Here is a 23,736-nt window from a genome sequence, read left to right on the forward strand (position 1 = left end):
AGTTTACTCAAATAATTTTTTAGAACTAGAATATTTTATAATGGCGAACGAATTAAAAGTTCCAACAATGGCAGAACTCTTTGCTGCAGGACAAAAACCAGAAGTGTTGTTTTGGGTTGGCTGTGCAGGAAGTTTTGATGATAGGGCAAAAAAAATCACCAAAGCATTTGTTCAATTATTGAACAAGGCAAATGTTTCCTTTGCCGTATTGGGAACAGAGGAAAGCTGTACGGGAGATCCAGCAAAAAGATCTGGAAACGAATTTTTATTCCAAATGCAGGCAGTTACCAATATTGAGGTAATGAATGCCTACGGAATTAATAAAATTGTTACGGCTTGTCCGCATTGTTTCAATACTATTAAAAATGAATACCCTGGTTTAGGTGGTCATTATGAAGTAGTTCACCACACACAATTCTTGAAAACGCTTTTTGATGATAATAGAATTACGTTGGAAGGCGGTAAATTTAAAGGGAAGCGTATAACCTATCATGACCCTTGCTATTTAGGTAGGGCAAATAATGTTTATGAAGCACCCAGGGATTTGATTCGTAAGTTGGATGCTGAGCTTATTGAAATGAAGAGTTGTAAGGAAAAGGGACTTTGTTGTGGTGCTGGTGGAGCTCAGATGTTTAAGGAACCTGAAAAAGGAGACAAGGACATTAATATTGAGCGTACAGAACAGGCAATGGAGACCAAGCCAGAAATCATTGCTGCCGGATGTCCTTTTTGCAACACAATGATGACCGATGGAGTAAAGAATAAAGAAAAGGAAGGTGATATTGCAGTAATGGATATAGCTGAGCTTATGGCTTCGGCAGAAGATTTGTAATGCCCTAATTTAACAACCCCAAGTTAGAACACTTAGAAATGCTAGTAGAATTTAACTCATTACCTAATGCTTCGCGCATTTGGATCTATCAATGTAACCGTAGCTTTACGGATGCAGAGTTAGAGGAAATACAAAAAGAACTCAATGATTTTATAACCGAATGGACTGCTCATGGAAGTCAGTTAAAAGCAGGTTATGAAATTAGATACAGACGCTTTGTTATTTTGGCTTTGGATCAGAGCGCAACAGCTGCTTCTGGTTGTTCAATTGATGCATCTGTACATTTTATTCAACATTTAGAAAAAAAGTATAATGTAGAGCTATTGGATAAGATGAACGTATCTTATAAGCAAGGCGAACATGTTGCTTACAAATCGTTGATAGATTTTAAAAAGATGGCCAAACAGAAAGCAGTTTCAAAAAATACTATTGTTTTCAATAATTTAGTTACTAATAAACAGGAGTACCAGGAACATTGGGAAGTACCTGCTTCTGAGAGCTGGCACTCCCGTTTCATGTAAAATGAAATATAGTTTCAATTCCTGAAGTATTGATTTTATTATATATATCGGATGAAATGCAATATTCCCTTTAGTTTTTAGTTATTGCCATAGATCAATCTAGTAATGCGGTTTTTTCCTTTTTTTTCCTTACTTTTTTTTGTATTTCTGAGTGCAAGTGCGCAACAACATCCTTTGGTTACCAAAGATAGTTTGGCACAAAGCAAATGGGTAGATGCACGCTATAATGAAATGTCCCTTGATGAGAAGTTGGGACAGCTTTTTATGGTGATGGTCGTTTCCGACCAAGCAAAATCCAGTACGGATAAAGTAAAAACGCTTATCAAAGAGCAACAAATAGGAGGGGTCATTTTTTCTACGGGAGGCCCTATAAGACAAGCAAAATTAACAAACGAGTTTCAGTCAGCTTCCAAAATACCACTTATGGTTGGTATGGACGCGGAGTGGGGGCTTGCCATGCGTTTGGACTCCACTTATGCTTTTCCTTGGAATATGACCTTAGGGGCAATAACTGATAATGCTATAGTTCAGAAGGTAGGAAAAAGAATTGGAGAACATGCAAAGCGTTTAGGAGTGCATATTAATTTCGCACCCGATGTAGACATCAATACCAATCCTCAAAACCCTATTATAGGTAATCGTTCATTTGGGGAAGACCGTGAAATTGTTGCCGAAAAAGGTATTGCTTTCATGAAAGGTATGGAAAGCGCTGGAGTACTTTCCAGCGGTAAGCATTTTCCTGGCCACGGAGATACGGCAACAGACTCGCATAAAGCCTTACCAATCATAAATTTTACCAAAGAGCGATTGGATAGTGTTGAACTATATCCTTTTAGGAGATTAATAGAGGCTGGGTTGAGCAGTGTCATGGTGGCTCACTTGGAGGTTCCTGCACTAGAATTGAAAAAAGAACTTCCCTCTTCATTATCCGAACAAATTATATCTGGTTTGTTAAAAGAACAGATGTGCTTTGAAGGATTGGTGTTTACTGATGCTTTGAATATGAAAGGAGTAACCAACCATGGAAAAGACGGGGATGCTGAAGTGGCAGCCTTTATGGCAGGTAATGATATTTTATTGATGCCTACCGAGGTCGAAAAGGCTAAGGAAAAATTGACAAAAGCTTTTAATAAGGGAAAGATTTCCGAAGAAAGACTGGCGAATTCTGTAAAGAAAATTCTAATGGCCAAGTATAAGGCGGGTCTTCATACATACAATCCAATAGATTTAGAGAATTTATATGAAGACTTGAATTCTAGAACTGATGATTTGGTTTACGAAGAAGCTATTGAAAATGCATTAACCGTTGTTAAGAACAATTTCTACCTGATGGGTATCAAAAGGATAGAAAATAAGAAAATTGCCTACGTAAAATTTGGTGATGCCGATAGTGACCCATTTGTTGATGAGTTGAATAAATATGCTTCGGTAACACAAGTAAACGGGAGCGATATTACTACATTAAAAGATAAACTTAAAGACTATAACCTAGTCATCATAGGGCACCATAAAAGTAATAAGAGTCCGTGGAAAGCCTACAAATTTTCAAAGAAAGAGTTACAGTGGCTACAGGATATAGCAGATGAAAGAACATCAAACGTTATACTTTCTGTTTTTGCTAAGCCTTATGCGCTTTTGGATGTACCTTCATTTAAAAGTATAGATGGCGTTCTGGTTGCGTATCAAAACAGTGAGTTAGCACAGCGTAAAGCTGCACAGTTAATTTTTGGAGCCATTCCTGCAGAAGGTAGACTTCCCGTAACTGCACACAAAGATTTTCCTGTTAATACACAGATCAAATTAAAAACATTACTTCGGTTAGGATATAGTTTCCCGGAAAGAGTTGGGTTTAATGCCGCGAAATTAGCGGAGGTGGATACTTTGGTTCAACATGGATTAGATTCTCTTATGTTTCCTGGAGCGCAAGTTTTAATTGCCAGAAGGGGAAAAGTTATCTATAATAAAGGTTTTGGAAAACCAACTTATGACTCAAAAGATAGCATAACCACCACATCTATTTATGATTTAGCCTCCATTACCAAAATATTGGGTACCCTGCCTATGATAATGAAAATGGAGGAGGAAGGGGATATTAAACTGAACAACACCTTCCAAGAGTTAATTCCTGAATATGCGGATACAGAGTTAAAGAACGTTACCGTTCTAAAGGCTTTATCCCATTATGGAAGACTTCCTGCATGGATCGCTTTTTATGTTGATACGCTGGATAAGAACAGAAAGCCATCAAAGGAATTTTACAGGACAGAACCCACTGATGGATTCTCTTACAAGGTTACGGATAAGCTCTATTTAGCCGATGCATACAACGATTCAATCTATAACAGAATTGGCCGTCAAGATTTAAAATCCAATCGCTACAGGTATAGCGATGTGGGATACTATGTAATGAAGAAATATATAGAAAAGGTTGGGAAAAAACGTATAGACGAACAAGTTGATAAATTTCTCTACCAACCAATTGGCGCAACAAATACCAGTTACAACCCGTTAGAAAAGTTTCCAAAGAACAGAATTGTACCATCGGAAGAAGATAAATACTATCGCTACGAAACCGTTCAGGGCTACGTTCATGATATGGGTGCCGCAATGCAGGGGGGTGTTGGTGGTCATGCTGGACTTTTTAGTAATGCCGGTGATGTGGCTAAGATTATGCAAATGTACTTGCAGAACGGGTTTTACGGCGGAACACGATTTTTAGATACACGGACCGTTAAAAAATTCAATACCTGTTATTTTTGTGATAAGAAAGTGAGACGCGGTGTCGGTTTTGATAAACCGCAATTAAAGGATAGTGGTCCAACCTGTGGATGTGTTTCACGAAAAAGTTTTGGGCATAGTGGTTTTACAGGTACTTATACCTGGGCTGATCCAGAAGAAGAGATTGTCTATGTATTTTTATCCAATAGAACTTATCCATCATCTTCTAACACCCTTTTAATTAAATCTGGTTTGCGAACCCGAATCCAGCAAGTTATCTACGATGCTATCCTAAATTAAGTTCTACTTTCTAATTGAGCATATGGTACGCTAGAGAGTAATATCAATTATATATGATTATCTAGAACCTGTTTTGAAATTAAAAAGAGGTTTTACCGACTTACTTTATAGATTTAGCTAAATTTGATTAATGAAAATAGCAATTGTTTGTTACCCCACCTTTGGTGGAAGCGGTGTAGTAGCCACAGAACTTGGTATAGCTTTGGCCAACAGAGGTCACGAAGTACATTTTGTAACCTATAAACAACCGGTCCGCTTAGAGTTGTTGGGTAATAAAATTTATTTCCATGAAGTTCATGTGCCGGAATATCCCTTGTTTAAATATCAACCCTATGAATTGGCTTTATCCAGTAAGTTGGTAGATACTATTAAACTGTATGACATAGATTTGCTTCATGTTCATTATGCCATACCACACGCATATGCTGGTTATATGGCTAAAAAGATGTTAGAGGAAGAAGGTATTTATGTGCCAATGATTACAACATTGCACGGTACTGATATCACTTTAGTGGGAAAACACCCTTTTTATAAGCCGGCAGTTACTTTTAGCATCAACCAATCGGACGTGGTTACTTCAGTTTCAGAAAATCTTAAACAACATACTATGGAGGTTTTCGATATTAAAAAGGAAATTGAGGTTGTACCTAACTTTATAGATAAGTCTAATTATAGCACTTCATTTACGGACTGCCAACGGTCATTAATGGCAGAGGATAATGAAAAGATAGTTACGCATATAAGTAATTTTAGAAAGGTAAAACGTATTCCGGATGTAATCGAAATTTTTGATCGTATTCAAAAAGAGCTTCCTGCTAAATTGGTCATGGTGGGCGAGGGGCCTGAAAAAGAAAATGCCGAAAGGTTATGTGAGGAAAAAGGTATTTCGGATAAGGTGATATTTTTAGGAAACAGTAATGAAATAGATAGAATCCTTTGTTTTTCAGACCTGTTCTTACTCCCATCTGAGTCAGAAAGTTTTGGTCTGGCCGCTCTAGAGGCAATGATCAATAAAGTACCTGTAATTTCAAGTAATGCAGGTGGAATACCAGAGGTGAATGAACACGGTATTACAGGTTTTTTAAGTGATGTAGGTGATGTTAAGGATATGGCTAAGAATGCGGTTCGCATTTTAGAGGATGACGGTACATTGGAGAAATTCAAGAAAAATGCTGTAATATCGGCAGAACGTTTTGATATTATGAAAGTTCTTCCGCTCTATGAGGCACTTTATGAAAAAGCCTATAAAGCTAGGTTTGATAAATCTTATAGTTAATATGAAATCTATTCTCTTGATTTTAGTTTTACTTTTTTCATCCTGTAAAGGGCAGGAAAAAGGTGTTACTAAAGACAGGAAATCTAAATTTGCAGACCAATTGGAACTTATAGAAAGCGATAATTATAGTGGTTCTGATGAAGAGGAATTAATAGTGGTTACGGATATGAAGACCCTGCAAAAATTTTATTCTAATTTAAATAGAACAAGAAAACCAGGTTTGCCCGTTCCTCAAATAGATTTTAGCAAAGAATTACTTATCATTTACTGCGCGGGAAAACGTCAAAATTTCTTTGAACCAAAGTTGTTCATAGAGAAAGAGACAGAAAGTAATCTTGTCGTTCGAGTCATAGATAAAGGGCATGATAAGACCTCTACATCTATTATCACTCCATTTTCTGTATATAAATTACCACTTACCCAAAAAGAAATTACCTTAAAATAGGACTGTTAAGGATAGCATAAAATTAACGGACTATCGATTATTGTTACCGTTCAAAGTGTACTTTGGGGGTATTGGATTGATAGTCATTACTTTGTGGTTAGAACACCCAAATCTAATTGCTATGAAATCTTTTACCTATTATATGGTACTGTTGCTATGTACTTCATTTAATCTTTTACAAGCTCAAGAAGAGTTACAGCTTTCCGAAAAAGATAGCATCGTTAAAAGCTCATGGATGTTTGGTGTTGGATACAATATCGTAGACGATTCCGGTGATGTATTCGATGAATTGTTTTCTTTTGGTAAACAGTGGAATGCGCTATCTTATCCGTCTAGGGTGAGTATTGGCCGTTATTTTAAAAGTGGTATTGGTATAGAGGCGATAGCTAGTTACAACAAATATAAGGTTGGAAAATTTATAGATGGTGTTACTAATCTTGAAGAAACCCAGTATTATGGATTAGACGCAAGGTTGACTTATGATTTAAATAAACTAATTGGGGAAACTGCTTGGTTTGATCCCTATTTGGGTGTGGGTGCGGGTTATACTGATGCAAATAATCAATCCAGAGCTACTTACAATGCTGTAGTTGGCTTTAGAACTTGGTTTTCAGATAGAATTGGGATGGATTTTAGTTCATCTGGCAAATGGGCTGCAAACAATGATGATGCCACCAATCATTTGCAACATGCAGCAGGTATAGTGTATCAATTCGGTATAGAAAAAGGACTATCGAAAAAGGGAGAGAAAAAATTGGCATTGATTGAGGAGATGGCTGAAAAACGTCAAAAAGAACAGGATTCAATAGCTGCAGCCCAAATAGAGAAGGAACAGGCCGCTTTAGCTGCGAGATTAGCCAAGGAGAGGGAGCAAGCCCGTTTGGCATCCATAGAGAAAGCTAAGGTAGACGAGGAGGAACAGCGAAAGCTAGATATTAAAAAGGAAATTGATGATTTAGGCCTGGCTTATTTTGACCTTAATTCTTCTTATTTAAATTCAAAATCGAAAAAGGTTCTAGACGGATTGGCCGTTGTTTTACAAAAACATCCTGAGTTAGAATTGAAAATCAGTTCACACACAGATTCCAGAGGAACCTCTAAATACAACAATTGGTTGTCTCAGCGGAGGGTAGATAGAACCAAAGCATATCTTATAAAAAAAGGAGTAGACATCAATCGTCTTGATACTGAGGCGTATGGAGAGACTAATTTACTAAATGAATGTGATGACACTGTCTATTGTGGCGAAGAAAAACACCAAGTAAACAGGCGTTCAGAGTTTGTAATCACTAAATACTAATGAAATTAAGAGAGCAAACCTTTTTTAAGCCACTTTCTTTTTGCCCAAAAGTTAAGCCTAATATAGTAATAGGATAGGTTTACTGGCCAGGAAAGCCAATAGAAGCCCTTGTAGAATAAGAATGGCTTTATTTTAACTAAATACCGAAAAACTTTCTCGGGAGATTTAATAAAGGTTTTTATGAGACCAACTTTGGAAATACTAATACTATTGGGGTTATACTCCAATCCAACTTTGTTTTCCCCAACATTTTGGTAAAACCCTTTTGTAATTTGCCGGATAAAATTAAGTTTTTTTCTAGTGGTAAATATGCCTGTTCTTAGAGCCATATCTGTAAGATATTCTTGTACTACTTCTTGAGAATAATCTATAGCTCGTAATTCTGCAAAAAGAGTTTTGAATTCGGTGAACATATATTCCTGAATAGAGCCAATGTATTTGTCGTAAACCATTTTTTCATTAGGTTCATGATATTCAACAGTTGGCGATTCGCCTTCTTGCGCAAATTTATACGATAACGTGCTGCCATGAGGAGCTGCTAATAGCTGTTCATAAAGTTGTCCGTTGGCCATTAGAATATCATCAGAAAAGTCGTGGTTAGGATAAATCGAAAAATTGAGACCATATCTTTTGGTATCTTTTTCAATATTATAGATTTCCTTGAGGCCTAGGTAATAACCGGTAACAGGAATTTTCTTTTTGAAAAACTTATAAATACTTTCCTGCATAGTACCACCCCAGCCAACATCTACTAGAGCAAGACCATTTTCTTGATAATTGGCCCCAAAAGAATTCAAATATTCTAAAAATGCGCCCTTCTGAGTCTCTCGATTCTTAGCGTAAGCGTCTTGAAAAATTAAGTTATTCCGAAGGTAATCCATAGTCTCAGACTTAAAGAAATCTGGGATAATCTCATCTTTAGGGAATGGAATATCACTGGTAATCGTAATCTTGGTATCATCAGAAAACGGAAACCAATCTAGAAAATGCTGCAAAGACATGTCTCCAAATTTTCTCAGTAACTTTTCAAAGCCTTCTTTAGGTAGAGGACGTAAAGCTAATTGCGTAGCAGACTGTCTGGAGGCTTTTAAATAATGTGTGTTAATTTTTTCTTCGCTTTTGAACAAGTTCATTTCTTGATAGCAATCAAATAATTGCTTTAAAAAATGGCCCTCTCTAGCTAAAAAGAAAAGATCTTTAGTGCCATTTCTTTTGGCACTTATATACAATCGTTCAGTGAAAAAGTAAAAGTGTAGTATGTATTCACTAAACTGATATTCGCTCTCTAAACACCTGGTTTTTATGGTGTGGCAAACTTTTTTAAAATCGTTTTTATCAGAACCCAAAAGATTTTTTTTGTTTCTGAATTTATGAGAAAAATGCTTAAGGTGATAAGATTCAATAGCATACTTGGAAGCATTGGTATCATCACTTTTCTTGTTATCTCCGATCATTAATACAGACTTTGGGTCTGTATTTGTTTTATCAAGAACATAACGGTATAAGCCTCCTTTGGCCTTACTCTGCCCAACCGTACTTGAAATGAAAACATCAGTAAAGAGATGCGCCATTTTATGGTGTTCTAAAATTTTTACGATTACGTTTTTAGAAAGGTAAAAATCTGATAATAAGTAAATTTGATATCCTTTGTCTTTGTAATCAGAAAGAATGTCTATTAATTCATCATTCTTGAATTGAACAGAAATTTCGGCAATATAGTCAGCTTTTTCAAAGAGTTTTTTAAATCTGTCAAAAGGAACGTCATGCAGATTTTCCGTATTGACCAACCTATTGTAAACCTCTTTAATAACGTCTTTGTACTTTACTTCTAAAGTAGGCCGTTGTTGCTTTTTTCCAAGATAGGTTAAAGACTCATTCCTTATGGTAAAAAGTCTTTCGGAAGAGAAACTCATTCCAAGCTCTCTAACCATGAACTTCCCCCACAATCGCATAGCGTAGTTAGGGTGGACATTGCGGTGAACTAAGGTGTCAAAAAAATCTGTAAAAAGAATTTTTCGATTAGGAAACCGCGCAATTCTACGCTTCAGGTTTATCAATGGGACTGATTAGATAAAATTAAAAAAACTTTTAATTAAGAAGACTAACGGATAAATAGAAGAAATATGATTGGTGAGCGATGATAAATAGAAAGAATTATATCTTCTTTTAGTTCTGCGAACCATAATTTCAAATTCAATTTTAGGGACTTACTTTTTGACTGCGCCACGATGTTCTCTTTACGGGGTTTAACTGCGAATATATACGACGAAGTGCAGTTTACGGACGTTTTTTAAGAAAAAATTAAGAAAAAAATCGATAAACAGTAATAACATGTTAAAATTGATGACCGTTTAACGGATTTAGTTCTAAAAAGATGTAGTAAAGGAAGTACTAGAAAGCAAAGCTTTACTCTTTTTTCCTATAAATAAGTAAGACTCCGGTTGGTATAAAATTGAGTAAATGGCAATATCAGCCTGTTTTTCATCACTTTCATAAAGAAAATCATAAATTCTTCGACGTAAAAAACCAAATTTCTTAATTCGGTAATCTATCAATTCAATATTTGAAAATTCCGTTTCAAATGGTATTCGGTTAAATTTCAAGGTATCTGAAAGAGGTGAGGTTTTCTTTGAATTAGCGTATTTGGTCCTATTAGCGTTATATTTTTCAATAATCCCCTTTTCACGTGCATACTGTTTCAATGCTTTGGATAAATAATAAAGTTTCGCCTTTATTCTGGCGCCTAAATCCTTCTTTTTGAAAAAAATATGATAATCGTAATTATAAACCGTATTACACCAGCGCCTTTTCCAATAAAAATCGCCTTTAGAGAAGGTAATGAGTTTTATTTGGTTGGCAATACACCATTCTATTTGCTTCATTAAATCAGTATAACCAGTATTGAATTTGGAATAATCAATATCATACGTTCGGATATATTGAAAAATAACATTTTTCATGTGGAAGTTCAAACAAATATCAATAGGCATATTTCCGTTGTAAATAATATAGAAGGAAGCTTTCTTATCAATAATCATTTGGTAGACATTTTCCCTGTAAAATTTTTGTGTAGTCAGGTTTATATTGTCTTTTATTCCTTTCTCCAGTGAACGTAACGCTAGTAAACGGTAGAATTCGTCCATAATAAAATCGTACACGTCCTTATCAATTGCCCCAAAATACATTTCATATCTAATGTCAAAACATTGTTCCAATTTTTTTTGTTCTCGGCGTAGTTTATAGCGACTAGACTTACCGAAACGGTCATTTAGATAATCATTTAATGAAGGAACATTTTTAAAATCAATGAGAAATCCAGGATATTGTTTTATCGTGTGGAATCCCACATTTTCAGGAAGGTTTCTTGTTGTTAGCTTAAAATAGCCGGGTACGTCGTGTACTACGAAAGTTGAATGTAGTAGTTGAAATTCCTTATCGTTAGTATTGCTAAATAAAAGTTCATTGGTGTATCTATTGTGCAATTGCCTATAGTGGGTAGGAAGTTCTTCCTTGGTGTAAGCATCGAAAAAAAAATTTGTAGAATTCATATAGTGGTTAAGGTCACCAATACAAAAATCGATATTTTGATTGACCGTTATACTATTTTTTTTGCTCTTTTAAATAATCCGCTAATTCTTTTGCTATAAGTGATCGGCCATATGCGTTCCAATGATGGTCGTATATAAGCGTAGTTGGTTTTTTGGAGTTCTCAAATTTAGGAGCGAAATCTATATACTTAATTCCATTGTTCCTACAAAAATCTAAGAACCGATCGCTTGTTTTTCTACTATCTAGGAGTAGGCTTGTTTTGCTTTTATCAAACCCGTATAACTCAATCAAATTTTTAAAATTAGCAATTCGTTGTTTGTCAATTTTGAGCTTTTCCGCTTCACTATCCTTTAACTCGTTTGTTTTATACGCCTTATCTGTCTCATTAAAAGCTATACCGCCTTGCGCAAGTTTCTTTAGAGGTTCTACAATACCTATTTTACTCCCATAAGCCAACAGTTTTATATTATCCCTTATTTTAAAAACAGTGGAAGACAACATTTTTATCCGTCCTTTATTCGGCTCATATTCCGCACGTCCCAAATCATTCTCGTAATTTAGGTATAACACGATTTTATCTATTAGCTGAAAGTCTTTGTGGTAGGCATAAACTAAATGCATCTGGTTGGCAAAGTCATATCCGGCATACCCATATTCATATACTTCAACATCTTTTACCTTGTTTTCAATTTGCTTACCAATGGAATTTGAAAAATCTTGATGAAACCCTTCAATGAAGGAATCCCCAATTAAGGCCATTTCAAATTTATCTGCGGACGGATTAAACTCTCTAAACGAATTAAAGCCGGCTTTGTTGATGTGAAATTTGGAAAAGTTTTGATTTCTATTACCCGTAACAGCATAGCCATCGTGGTCAGGTATACGTTTTTCAACGCCATATTTATCAATAAACCTTGGCGGGTCTTCTGTATACAAATGAAACACTCTAACGATTACTTCTAGTAAAAGAAGGATTAAGAGTATGTATAAGACCGATTTTAGAATAAATTTTCTCATCCAGATTAAAATTGAAAGTAAATAAATGAGCGGTTTACACCATCGTCATAGAATAATAAGATACTTAAAATAACTAACGTATATAAAAGAAACCGGACTAGTGGCGATCCAAATTTAAACGGATTTCGCTCATCTTTTCTAATTAGATATTCATAGACGGTGAATAATGCCACTAGCAAATAAAAGTCGAACATTCTATACCCCATAGGGTGCATATAAGGTTCGTAGCTAAAATTATTTCCTATTTGCTTGATGAAATCAAATGATGAGGAAAGGGAAGGAGACCTAAAGAATATTCTTGAAAAAGTAACAAGAAAGAATGTTAGGAGCACCTGTAGTATTTCGGTGATGCTGGGAAACCATGTTTTTTCCGCAATTACATTATTGGCGTAGACCCTATTTCTGCCCATTAGAAACACTGGAATATAAAGAAGCGCGTGAATTGCGCCCCAAAAGACAAATGTCCAATTGGCTCCGTGCCATAGACCACTAACTAGGAAAATAACAGCAATATTCCGCAATGATTTTAGTTTACTTACCCTTGAGCCGCCCATAGGTATGTAAAGGTAGTGTCTAAACCAAGTACTTAGGGAAATGTGCCATCTCTGCCAATATTCCGCAATGTTTCGCGAGAAGTTGGGAAATTTAAAGTTGGACATCAGTTCCACCCCAAACAGCTTAGCCGTTCCTATGGCAATATCCGTATATCCGCTAAAATCTCCATATACTTGAAAACTAAACAGGGATACTCCTAAAATTAGGGTAGAGGCAGGGTAGTCTGCGTAATTGGTAAAAATATCATCTACTATGGGAGCTAAAGAATCTGCGATAACCAGTTTCTTAAAAAAGCCCCAGAGAATTAGCTTTAGACCACTAGTTGCTTGCTCATATCTAAAAATCCGCCTAGTATTAATTTGATCTAATAAGTTGGATGCGCGTTCAATAGGACCTGCTACCAACTGTGGGAAAAATGCAACGAAAGCAGCAAACGAAATAAAATTTTTAGTAGGTTTTAGTTTTTTATAATAAATGTCAAATGAATAGGACATGGTTTGAAATGTGTAGAAAGAAATACCTACCGGTAGAATAATGCGGAGTGTCCAGACGCTCTTAATATTATAACCAAGCGCATTTACGGATTCTATAAATGAGTCAACAAAAAAATTGAAATACTTAAAGAAACCTAGAAGTCCCAAATTGAAGCCTACACTTACCCATAGCCAATATCTAGCTTTCTGTTTGTTATCTTGATTTTTAAAAATTTGTTGACCAACAAAGAAATCTAGAACTGTGCTGAAAAAGATAAGAACAAGGAAGCGCCAGTCCCACCAGCCATAAAAAACATAACTAGCAACAATAACCAATAAATTTTGAATCTTCAGGCTTTTCTTAAATACAAACCAGTAGAGTATAAACACTACTGGAAGAAAAATCAAAAAATCAAGAGAATTAAAAAGCACTGTTATTTAAATTTTAGTTTGATAATGATTTGAAATAGAATTATATAGGAGACACTTTCACCTGTTTGGCATTTCCAATAAAATAGTATTGGCCAGCAGTATTGGCAAAAGCCTTGAGGTTTTTAAAATATTCATTATTAAGATATAAGAACTCAAATGCTTGTGTTTTTATTTTATGGTTTTCAGATAAGTTTAAATCTATTTCTGTCAGCCCTGCTGGTAAAGGCTCGGAAGAAATATCTTCAAACTTGTACCGGGCTTCTGAAGTAACAACCTCTGTTTTCCTATTTTTAAGTTTATAGGTTAACTTATGTAATCTTTCGTTAACGTTTTTATCCCGTAATTTCTGTTTAAAATCAAAGAAAGACTTGATTGCAAATGCCAAAGTTTTGGCTGTTAAAGAAGCGGAGTCGTATAAAATATGATAATTAAAATCATAGGTTTTGTTGGACCACCGGGTTTTGTAATCAAAATACCCTTTAGAAAAATCAAAGATTTCAATTTTTTCGGAAATGCAGTATTCTACTAACTTCATAATAGTAACAGAGCCTAAATGAAATTTGCCGTAATCGATATCAAAAACAGTAATAGCATCAAAAAGAACGGCGTCCGAGTGGTAGTTAAGCGTTACTCCAATTGGATTGTCGCCGTCATAAATAACGAAAAGGGAGGCTTTTTTTTCCAGTATTAAGGGGTAGGCAACATCATAATAAAATTCCCATTCTTCAGGATTGAGATTGTTATTGGTAATCTGTTTATCATCAAAACGCTTGATGAGCAAGTTTTTAAATGATTCAAAAATAAAATCATATTGAACTTTTGTAATCTCACCACAGTACACTTTGTACGAAACATCAAAACAAGCTTCAAACCGTTTTTTATACTTATTCAATTTGTACCTACTACTCTTGCTAAACGTTGAGAGCATGTACTCATTTAAGTTATTATATTTACCTAATTCAATGGCAAAACCAGGGTATTGCTTGGAATAATGAATTTTTAATGGATGGTCAGAAGCAATAGTAGTATCTCTATTGAAATATGCGGGCACATCATAAATAAGAAATACCTTTTTTTTATAATCTCTGGCAAGCTCAGGCGTAATGTTGTAGTCCATACCCTTGGTAAGGGTTTTTCCGTAATTAGTGTATAAGGGCAAGCTAGCATGTTTGTAAAAGCCAACGTCTGCAAGGAAATCAAACCTTATAGGCTCTTCTCCTTGGTCAAAATGTTTTGCCCAAATAGAAGTATAGGTGTCCGATAGGAATGGGTTGTTCTTTACCAAAACAGGTTAGTATTAATGTGATTTGGGTATTTGGCGGTATGCAGGAAAAAAGTTGCTCTCTCCGTCATTGGTTTTTTCACTTAGCTGCTCTCCACGCTTTTTTACCAAATCTTTATAAACTTTAGGATTTACAATGTACTTCCAAAACTTGGCAGGTCTGTGATTTTTTGAAAAAGTAGATTTAAAGGCATAAAGGGAATCATTCTTAACCCCTTTACCACCACCTAGATTAAAATACTTATAACCTTCTTCGGAGGCATCAATACGCATGGTATCAATTATAAGTTTTATGGCATTTAGATTTAAATATTTTTCTTTGTAGCCTGACAAATGATATTGGACAATATCATCCATTTTAATGAACATTGCCCCCCCTATAATTTCATCTGTTTCATTTATTACGCATAATAAAAGTTCTGTTTTAAAAAAGGAACTGAGCATAAATTGATAGAAGTACCGATCGTTAAAAAAATAGCTATCATCTGCATGAACCCTACGCATATTTTCATAGTAAATATCAATAAAAGCGCGGATGTCTTGTTCAGACGTCCCTTTTCTTACCGAGCAAACCTTTCTAGATTTGTTTATATATGTTTTTAAACGACTACTATATTGCTGCCTTTGAAGGTCAAGAGGTAATGTGAGGTCTATATAAACTACTTCGCCAGGGCTTGAAATTTCGCCAATATCGGCAAGAATCTCTTCTTGATGCTCAATATAGGGGTGAAGCCTGGAAAAAACGGAAACAATTTTTTGCTCTATAAATAACTTTTGAAGTTCACTTTTAAAGTTGGTGTTTTCAAAATTGAGTTTTTTTGTGCTACACAGAGGTCCGGCATAGCCATAAACAGAAGTTACATCTTTATAGCTCGTGCCTTCAATATCCCTAATCATTAAAGGTAGAATGATGCTAGCGCCCTCTTCTTCATAATGGATAAGTATAGGCGTTTCGTCCTCCCCCTTGGAGAGATAGTGGTAGTGGTAGGTATGGTAGAAGTCACAGTGGTCAACAGTTTTTAAAATGTCGTTCCAATCACTTCTTTCCGTTATGATTTCAATCATTTATTTTGACTAAATATCAGAAGAGACAATCGTGCCTACTTCATGGGTTTTGGTATAGGTTTGATTTTGATGACAAACAAATATTACCCATAATGGAAACTTCTGATATCAGCACTTAATAAAACACCATTGGTTAAGGCCATTTGATTAAGAATTAATTAAAAATCAGTTTATTCAATTACTATTTAAATCCATTTTAGATAAAGGATTTAAGTTTAAAATCTTTAATATAAATTTACAACTTCACTAAGTATTATCAAAAAAACGAGCGCTATTCTAATATATTTTAATATCCCCTAAACTTTTAACAAAGCTCTGTGGTAAGTTCTCTTTGGTAAAGTAAAGAAATGAATCACTATGAATATTGAGGCCATTATCAATTAAGCCAATAGAATTCCAATTTAGTTGATTGGGAGCTATAAAATCTTTTCTTACATTATCTGCCACATAACAGTATGTATGGTCTTTAAAACTGTTCTCTATGGCTAAGTAGTTATTTTCATTTGGTTTCTCCGTACCCAGCTCTTCAGAAATAACAATTTTATCAAAATAATGTTCAATACGTAATGCATTGAGTTTTGCTCTTTGTGTTTTACTTCGGCCATCGGTAATTATAGCAAGTTTCCCTTTATTTTCTTTAATGGTCTCTAATAAAGGAATAACGCCCTGAAACGGGCTTATTGATGGTGTATGATTTCGATAAGAGGTTATTAATGTCTTTTTTTCAACGGAAAAAGTAGTTGTTAAATACTCAAATACATTTTCCTTATTACGGTACATCGAAAACATTTTAACAAAAAGATGTTCCCATTGGTTAGGATTTAATTCTTTGGCGATGGCACAATAAGCCGATCTTAAATAATCTACTTCATTATAGAGTGTGTCGTCCAAATCAAAAACGATGACCGAATTTTCATTAACCTTTATATCCATGGACTAAAATTTCATCATCATATCTAATCATGAGAAGGTCTTTTTCCCAACAGTCAAAATTTTCTTCTATTTGCTTGCCTAATATAAATTCCTCTAAAACCCATTTTGGATAATTGGCACCGGCCAAGTAGGATAGGGGGTAACCACCACCAAACCGGGGGTTGATTTCAATTGCTCTTATTTTATCTTCTGTACCATGAACAAAAAACTGAGCTGTTAAACAGCCTACGGCTCCTTCAACTTTTGCTAAGTTCTTCTTGATATAATCAACCAAGAGGTTCTTTACGGTCAAGGCTTTATATACTTCCCCATCTCTTACTTCAATTCTTTTGCGGGGCACTACGCATTTTAGCATGTTGTCTTTTCCGTAGTAAAGGTCACACGTAAACTCATTATAAACATCATGGTCAAGATATTCCAAGAACATTAGTTTTTCATTTTCAAAATGATAATCAGTCAAATCTTTTTGGTCCTTTATAAGATAGGTGTCAACACTTCTACTACCATCTATGGGTTTAATGAATAGAGGTAAAGTGTAGTCTTCTTTGGTAAATTCTTTGGCTACAGAAACATTGTGTTCTTCAAAGAACTTATGAATTTGTCTTTTGTCTCTACATTTACCAACAAATTCCGTTGAAGCTACAATAGGAGTAATGCCATTTTGCTCTAGCAATGTTCTATTTTGCGCCAGGGGTAACAGTTCCGTATCAATTGTAGGGATTAACAAGCTTATGTCACGACTATTGCATTCTTTGACCAAAACATTAAAATAATCTGGATGGGTAACGAATGGCACTTTAAAATAGCCGTCAGCTACCTGACAAGCACCTGAGAGTGTTGGGTTTGCATCTGATGCATAAACTTTAGCTTCAGGATATAGCTTTTTAAGTTCCTTTTGAAATGCTCTGACCAGTGACACGCGTCTACCTGCGGAAGATATAAGAATATTCATTGTTTTAAAGTATAAAAAGATCGGAACATCTTTATGAACGGATTTATCAAAGGTTTTCTATTAAATACGAAAACCAAGCAAGAATAGCCTATTCCGTGATAATCTTCACCTATGAATTTCTTTAAGGGGTAAGCATCTATTTTTTCAAAATCCGATAACATGGCAGGAATTTCCGAAACCGAGATATCTGACTTCATCAAACGAACCATTAAGAAGAAAACAAACGACTGTTGTCTTGTTTTTAATCTTTTAATACAGGCTTCTGCATTTGGATGGTTACTTGGTATTGTTAATATCAATTTATCAAATACATGTGCGGCATTTGCGTTGTCATATATGACTTTATTGTAATGCTCAGGACTCTTGTTGCGCATTGCCGATGTTGGCAGAATACGATATCTATGCACGTCCAGGTTTGTATGTGCCATTCTTTTGGCCTTACAGAATAGTTCAGCCGTAAGTATGGCATCTTCCATCCATTTACCTTCTATAAACCGAATACCGGTATTTTTTATAAAGTCCCTTTTAATTAGATACCACCAGATTTCGTTTTGATGTTTTCTATGCGCCACATAAGAAATTCCATCCTCTATAGTTAGGGAATCTAGTTTATCACCTAAGTTATCTGAAATAGGATATCTCTTTTCTACAACAGATTTTGTTTTGAAAGTGAGTATGTCTAAACTATTTTCTATTGCTAAGTTCAATAGAATGGGTAAGGTGTCCTTGGCAATGTAATCATCAGGGTCTAAGAAATAAATATATTCGCCTTGCGCTAAATCAAAACCTGAATTACGAGCAGCTCCAACACCGGCATTTTTTTTATCGATTACTTTTATATGGTCATTTTGCTTGGAGTAATCAATAGCAATTTTAAGGGTATTATCTTTAGACTCGTCGTTAACGATGATGATTTCGTATTCGTCAGGATTTAATCTTTGGTTCAATAGGCTATCTACACATTCTTGTAGATATAATTCCATATTGTAGCAGGGAATGATTATACTTAACTTCATACTTTACTATTTCCTGTAAAAACTTCCATTGTAGCACTTGAATCTGAACTGATACCGTCACTTTTAAGAACTTTCTGAATCGTTAGAAATATTATTTTCAAATCTAATAAAAAAGATAGGTTTTCAACATACCACACGTCATACTCAAATTTTTTATCCCATGATATGGCATTTCTACCATTAACCTGCGCCCATCCTGTTATACCTGGTCTAACTAAATGCCTTTTCTTTTGTGTTTCACTGTATAGGGGTAGGTAGGATACTAAAAGCGGTCTAGGTCCTATCAAACTCATTTCTCCTTTTAAAACATTCAGTAATTGCGGTAGTTCATCAAGAGACGTTTTTCGTATAAATTTCCCTATAGGTGTAAGTCTAATTTCATCAGGCAGTAAATTTCCATTCTCATCTTTCCTATCATTCATGGTTTTAAACTTAAGAATTTTAAAAACCACCTCATTTTTACCTGGTCTTTTTTGTACAAAGAAAACATTACCCTTATTAGATATAGCCAGAAAAAGAATAACAAATACCATCAGCGGTCCCGCAACTATTAATCCAAATAGCGCGACAAGAAAATCAATTAATCTTTTAAGTATAGCTTTATACATTGGTATAACTAAGGATATAACAAATTAACTATAATATTTTCATTTTTATTGATGACAATAGACCAAGTACAATTTTAATGGCTGTAGGGGCTTATACAGAATTTTCTGTCAAAACTTTATCACAGCAGTATTTGTATTTTACAATTGGTCTGAGATAATATCCAATATATTCTTATTTATTAAATGAACATCAAATTTATTTTCTGCTAATTTTCTGCTTTCATGCCCCATGGCCTCAATATCTTCTGGGTGGTCTAAGAAATACTTTAAAGCTTCTACTAAAGGTTCTTCTTCTTTAGGAGGAATTAAAAATCCATTTCTTCCTTCTAGAACAGTTTCTCTGCAACCAGGTTGCATTGTAGTAATAATTGGCATTCCACACGAAAGTGCCTCTAAAATTGAACGAGGAACACCTTCACGATAGTACGTGGGTAGAACAAATATATCCAGCTCGGAAATAGCTTTAGCAACGTTGTTAGACTTACCATGATAAACAATTACTCCTTTTTCATTAAGTGCTTCCAATTCTTTTTTGGACACGGCAGAACTACTATTTTCTGGAGGTTCACCAATGATATGAAATTCTGAATTGGGATATTTAGGTTTTAATTGTCTAGCTGCATTCATAAGCAGTTCAACACCTTTTTCTTTCATTAACCTGGCTACAAGAACAAACTTTACAGCACTGTTTAATGAACGCTCTCTTGGTTTAAAAGCAAATTTCTCTAGATTGATGCCAGAACCGTTTACAACATGTAACGATTGATTTTCAGCAACAATTTTATGGTTTTTAAAAAGCTGAAGATCATCTGAGTTTTGGAAAATAACGGCCTTATTACTCTTTAAAGCTTTACGATATAAGAATTCAGTTATTGATTGTAATACTTTTGCCTTTGTGGTGACTCTACTAAAAGTAAAACCAAGACCTGTAATAAGCGAAATAACCGGTATATTCAATTTTTTAGCAGCAAAAGAACCGTATATGACTGGTTTAATAGTGTATGGGAACAGAATATCAATCTTATATTCGTCCATTAAAGATCTTAATTCTTTAATTGTATTGTAATCACTTATTGGGTTTAAACCGGTTCTCTGTAAATGAAAAGGAACAGGTACACCTCCCAATTCTTCAACCAAGCTTAACGTATTTTCGTTGAAATCAGGGCCACCACAGTACACCTTAAAACCTTTGCCTAACAAGTGTTTAATTAGGTCCCCCCTAAAATTACTCAAAGAAAACGAGGCGGAGCAGAGGATGAGTATATTTTTGTTGGTATTCATAAATCAATTTATCTGGAATAAATTATTTAACAGATTCCATTATTTGAGCATAGAATGAAGACTGTGTTCTTGACTTTAAGAACGAATCAAATATAGGTTTATTGGCTTTGGTATCACTTTGGAGTACATTAATTATACTACTTTTTAGTTTTTCCGTATTTTCAGTAGGGCATGTTTGGATGTTTGGAATGTCTTCAATACCACCAGCACTTAAGGTTGCAACTATTGCTGTGTTTTGAGACATCATCTGTAAAAGTACGTTTGGGAACCCTTCAATACGAGAAGATAACACACACACCTCGGCTCTTTTAAAGTACGCATATACGTTTTTTACATAACCGGGCATATGAATCCTTTCTTTCAAACCTAATTCTTCAATTTTTTTATTAAGATTATTCCTTTCCGCACCTTCACCAAGAATAATTAAGTCTAAGTCGTTGTTGATTACAGCTATATCTTTGAACGCTTCTATAAGAATATCAAAACCTTTTGCGGGAGCCAACCTTCCGGCGGCAACAATGAACTTTTTAGTTTCATATTCTTTGTCTATCGCTCCGGTTCTTGAGTTTATATCATCAAAATTGAAGGGGTTAGAAATGGTTTTGATGTTCAGCTTTTTTGTTAAAGAAGGGAGTGCTTCCATAAGCTGCTTTTTCATATAGTCGGTTTGTGTAATTACCAATGATGAGCCTTTATAACCCAGAGCATAAAAGAGAGAATAAATTTTTAGTTTATAACCGCTTAAAAGCTGAAATATAGAATTGGATTCCCTTAGAATAACTTTAGCTTTGATAAAGCCTAATCTTTTGGCTAAGCCTAAGGTACCGTTTATTATGGTCTGAGATGAGAACGTAAAGGATACATCTCCATAACTTTTAAAGAATAGATAGGGTAGGAGGTAGATCGCACCAACAAAATATGAATTGAAGGGAAGATAAACAATATCAAAGTTTTCTTCTAGATCGCTCCAGCCATTACTAGTTTTTTTTGATAATATAATGACACGACATTTCTGTCTGCACCCCGATACATAGAGCGCCATACTTTTTACAATATGTTCTGAGCCTTGTACGCTATCTGTGGGGAGAACAAAGAGCCAAGTATTTTTTTTGTTTGGTTTCAGATTTATGATTTTGTTACCTGTTCTATAAGTTCTGTCCACTTATGACCAACGTTTTCAATTGAAAATTTATCTAATGCTTTTGAGGCATTTAATTTAAACTGTTTACGTTTTTCAGGACTACTTATTAACTCGTTTAATTTTAGTACCATGTCATCAATATTTTGATTTTCAACTAAAGAACCATTTTCACCATGAGTTATTATATCCGAAGGGCCAGAAATACAATCAAAAGCAATACAACAAACACCTTGAGACATGGCTTCTAATAAAGTCATAGGAAGTCCTTCATAACGAGATGGTAAGACAAATATTTCAGTATTTAAAAGTAAATTTTTTATATCGGTTCTATAACCTGTAAAAACAATGTTGTCTTTAATACCAAGTTCTTCACTTAATTTTTTTAGATAAGTAATACCATCATCACCTTTTCCAACTATCTTAAATGTCCAATCAGGATGTTTGGTTAGAACGGATTTTGCTATATAGATAAGATTATCAAAACCTTTATGGTCATAACGGTTGACGTCGCCTATGGCTAATATCTCTTTCGAATCACTAAATTTTATATCATTCTCTTTTACGGTTTGAAAAGTGCATGGATTTGGCATTAACCAAACATTTTTGTTACGCTTAGAGAAGTACTCTTGGTCAAATTGAGTAAGTATGGTAACGGCACTAGCTAATGGGTACAGATTATTCCATAAAATCTTTTTAGCGAAAGTGCTTTTAGTATAATGATTGTTGTGTTCTGAAACAATTAGTTTTAAATTATAAATCCTTGCAATTGGTATAGTTAGATATCCTAATAAATTAATATGTGAACTAATTATATCTGGTCTGTTATTTTTATTTTTATAAAAGGATAGTAAGCTGAAAAACCCATTTATTACTACTGAATGAAATAAAGGATGGCTGTGTAATTTTATTCTCTTGATTCGAGAATCAAGTTCATAATTATCATCTCCTGTAAAGGTAATTATTCTAATACTAAGTCCTTTTTGTACAAGATAATTGGCCAAAAGGCTAACCACCCTTTCTGCACCACCTCCACTCATCTTGTTTATTAGAAAATCTACCTTCATTATTGACTTTGTGTTTTTGCGAGTAAAAGTTCACTTCCTAAAGCTAAATCCCATTCAGATGGTAATATAGGAGCAAATCCGCTATCGTGATGAAAGGTAAGTTCTCCGAAGTACAGTTTTCCGTCAACATCGTACCAATCTACTCGAACGTAACAAAAAGGTTTTGCTAGGACTTTGGAAAGCTCTATCATTTTGGTTAAAGTTTTAGGGGCTGGAACTTCAAAATTGGCAGGGTCAGTATATTTACCATTTTCTTTTTTGGAAGACCATTTATAAGGTTCTCTCTTCCAGTCAATGCTATACCAGTTTCTATAATGATCTTTAGTGCCTCTACCAATGTCTACTTGAATCATTCTAACCTTACCATTAAAACAATGAAGTTTATAGTCCATAGGAATATCACCTTCCCTGGTTTGTAACAAAGATTCAACAATAATCAAGGGCGGAATATTTTTGTATTGCCACTCTCTCGTAATGTTATGGGCATAATTTTTTTCCAACCTTATTTTTAAATCGGATTGAATTTTAAAAATATCAATTTCCTCTTTATTTATAACAAAGTACCCGCCCCCACTATCATGGTTTGTTTTTATGATACAAGGGCTGTCAGGAAGATTTTTTTTGGTGATTTTGGTAGGGTCTTGCGTATGGATTAAGAGTGGCACAAGGTATTCAGATCCAATATTTTTTTCAATATACGCACGAACTGCATATTTATCAGCGCACATAGTATGCAGAGAGGTTCTGTCATTAAGTTTGAGCCAATTAATTTTTTCATTGAGTGTTTTAGGATGTTCCAAATCGATAGGACGCCCAAAAGATTCTTTGTAAACTCTCTTAATTACCCTTTGGTCGGCTGCTATACGAGTCCAATAAAAAACATTTAAGTCAATAACTTTTTGAATTAGAATCCTTCCTACTGACGTTTTATTATATAATTTTTTTAATATTTTCTTCATATATAAGTAAAATAGAA

Annotated in this window: 20 protein-coding genes; 6 read left to right on the forward strand and 14 right to left on the reverse strand. The window is 34.7% G+C overall.

The genetic code is table 11. The features are described from left to right. Positions 1-40 precede the first annotated feature (40 nt). From KO521_RS02835 to KO521_RS02860, 6 genes are all read left to right on the forward strand, one after another. Positions 41-832, forward strand: a complete 792-nt coding sequence (locus KO521_RS02835) for a (Fe-S)-binding protein (RefSeq protein ID WP_215938387.1) — start codon at positions 41-43, stop codon at positions 830-832. A gap of 38 nt (positions 833-870) precedes the next feature. After that, positions 871-1,353, forward strand: a complete 483-nt coding sequence (locus tag KO521_RS02840) for an ABC transporter ATPase (RefSeq protein WP_215938388.1) — start codon at positions 871-873, stop codon at positions 1,351-1,353. 105 nt (positions 1,354-1,458) lie between these two features. After that, positions 1,459-4,371 carry a glycoside hydrolase family 3 N-terminal domain-containing protein gene (locus KO521_RS02845; protein WP_215938389.1) on the forward strand — a complete coding sequence of 971 codons (2,913 nt, stop codon included), beginning with the start codon at positions 1,459-1,461 and terminating at the stop codon, positions 4,369-4,371. A gap of 130 nt (positions 4,372-4,501) precedes the next feature. Continuing rightward, positions 4,502-5,647 (forward strand): N-acetyl-alpha-D-glucosaminyl L-malate synthase BshA, encoded by a 1,146-nt coding sequence (gene bshA / locus KO521_RS02850; protein WP_215938390.1) that lies wholly within the window; start codon positions 4,502-4,504, stop codon positions 5,645-5,647. A 1-nt stretch (position 5,648) separates the two neighbouring features. Next, the gene (locus tag KO521_RS02855) at positions 5,649-6,092 is read left to right on the forward strand and encodes a hypothetical protein (RefSeq protein ID WP_215938391.1); all 444 of its coding nucleotides are present in this window, start codon (positions 5,649-5,651) and stop codon (positions 6,090-6,092) included. Positions 6,093-6,213: 121 nt separating this feature from the next. Then, positions 6,214-7,392 carry an OmpA family protein gene (locus KO521_RS02860; RefSeq protein ID WP_252729831.1) on the forward strand — a complete coding sequence of 393 codons (1,179 nt, stop codon included), beginning with the start codon at positions 6,214-6,216 and terminating at the stop codon, positions 7,390-7,392. A gap of 5 nt (positions 7,393-7,397) precedes the next feature. Here the strand turns inward: KO521_RS02860 and KO521_RS02865 are convergent, their stop codons facing one another. The 14 genes from KO521_RS02865 to KO521_RS02930 form a co-directional block, all read right to left on the reverse strand. Further along, complete coding sequence (locus tag KO521_RS02865) at positions 7,398-9,449, reverse strand: HAD family hydrolase (RefSeq protein ID WP_215938392.1); 2,052 nt, start codon at positions 9,447-9,449, stop codon at positions 7,398-7,400. 309 nt (positions 9,450-9,758) lie between these two features. Then, complete coding sequence (locus KO521_RS02870) at positions 9,759-10,940, reverse strand: GNAT family N-acetyltransferase (protein ID WP_215938393.1); 1,182 nt, start codon at positions 10,938-10,940, stop codon at positions 9,759-9,761. 52 nt (positions 10,941-10,992) lie between these two features. Then, positions 10,993-11,958 (reverse strand): hypothetical protein, encoded by a 966-nt coding sequence (locus KO521_RS02875; protein WP_215938394.1) that lies wholly within the window; start codon positions 11,956-11,958, stop codon positions 10,993-10,995. 5 nt (positions 11,959-11,963) lie between these two features. Next, positions 11,964-13,394: an MBOAT family O-acyltransferase gene (locus KO521_RS02880; protein WP_252729832.1), complete on the reverse strand. Its 1,431-nt coding sequence runs from the start codon at positions 13,392-13,394 to the stop codon at positions 11,964-11,966. A gap of 64 nt (positions 13,395-13,458) precedes the next feature. After that, a complete protein-coding gene (locus KO521_RS02885) occupies positions 13,459-14,703 on the reverse strand; it encodes a GNAT family N-acetyltransferase (protein WP_215938396.1) in 1,245 nt (414 codons plus the stop codon). A 12-nt stretch (positions 14,704-14,715) separates the two neighbouring features. Further along, positions 14,716-15,765 carry a GNAT family N-acetyltransferase gene (locus tag KO521_RS02890; protein ID WP_215938397.1) on the reverse strand — a complete coding sequence of 350 codons (1,050 nt, stop codon included), beginning with the start codon at positions 15,763-15,765 and terminating at the stop codon, positions 14,716-14,718. Between the two features lie 276 nt (positions 15,766-16,041). After that, a complete protein-coding gene (locus KO521_RS02895; RefSeq protein WP_215938398.1) occupies positions 16,042-16,698 on the reverse strand; it encodes an HAD family hydrolase in 657 nt (218 codons plus the stop codon). Further along, a complete protein-coding gene (locus KO521_RS02900) occupies positions 16,682-17,650 on the reverse strand; it encodes an ATP-grasp domain-containing protein (RefSeq protein ID WP_215938399.1) in 969 nt (322 codons plus the stop codon). The genes KO521_RS02895 and KO521_RS02900 overlap by 17 nt, the downstream gene beginning before the upstream one ends. Continuing rightward, on the reverse strand, positions 17,647-18,666 hold the full coding sequence (locus tag KO521_RS02905; protein ID WP_215938400.1) for a glycosyltransferase: 1,020 nt from the start codon (positions 18,664-18,666) through the stop codon (positions 17,647-17,649). Before KO521_RS02905 ends, KO521_RS02900 begins: the two co-directional genes overlap by 4 nt. After that, positions 18,663-19,274 (reverse strand): sugar transferase, encoded by a 612-nt coding sequence (locus KO521_RS02910; RefSeq protein ID WP_215938401.1) that lies wholly within the window; start codon positions 19,272-19,274, stop codon positions 18,663-18,665. Before KO521_RS02910 ends, KO521_RS02905 begins: the two co-directional genes overlap by 4 nt. 138 nt (positions 19,275-19,412) lie before the next feature. Next, positions 19,413-20,555 (reverse strand): glycosyltransferase family 4 protein, encoded by a 1,143-nt coding sequence (locus KO521_RS02915; protein WP_215938402.1) that lies wholly within the window; start codon positions 20,553-20,555, stop codon positions 19,413-19,415. A gap of 22 nt (positions 20,556-20,577) precedes the next feature. Then, positions 20,578-21,717: a glycosyltransferase gene (locus KO521_RS20600; RefSeq protein ID WP_215938403.1), complete on the reverse strand. Its 1,140-nt coding sequence runs from the start codon at positions 21,715-21,717 to the stop codon at positions 20,578-20,580. Then, positions 21,681-22,760, reverse strand: a complete 1,080-nt coding sequence (locus tag KO521_RS02925) for a glycosyltransferase family 4 protein (protein WP_215938404.1) — start codon at positions 22,758-22,760, stop codon at positions 21,681-21,683. Before KO521_RS02925 ends, KO521_RS20600 begins: the two co-directional genes overlap by 37 nt. Then, positions 22,760-23,719 carry an ATP-grasp fold amidoligase family protein gene (locus KO521_RS02930; protein WP_215938405.1) on the reverse strand — a complete coding sequence of 320 codons (960 nt, stop codon included), beginning with the start codon at positions 23,717-23,719 and terminating at the stop codon, positions 22,760-22,762. Before KO521_RS02930 ends, KO521_RS02925 begins: the two co-directional genes overlap by 1 nt. Between the last annotated feature and the right edge of the window lie 17 nt (positions 23,720-23,736).

The sequence above is a fragment of the Zobellia uliginosa genome (assembly GCF_018860745.1).
GTDB lineage: Bacteria > Bacteroidota > Bacteroidia > Flavobacteriales > Flavobacteriaceae > Zobellia > Zobellia uliginosa_B.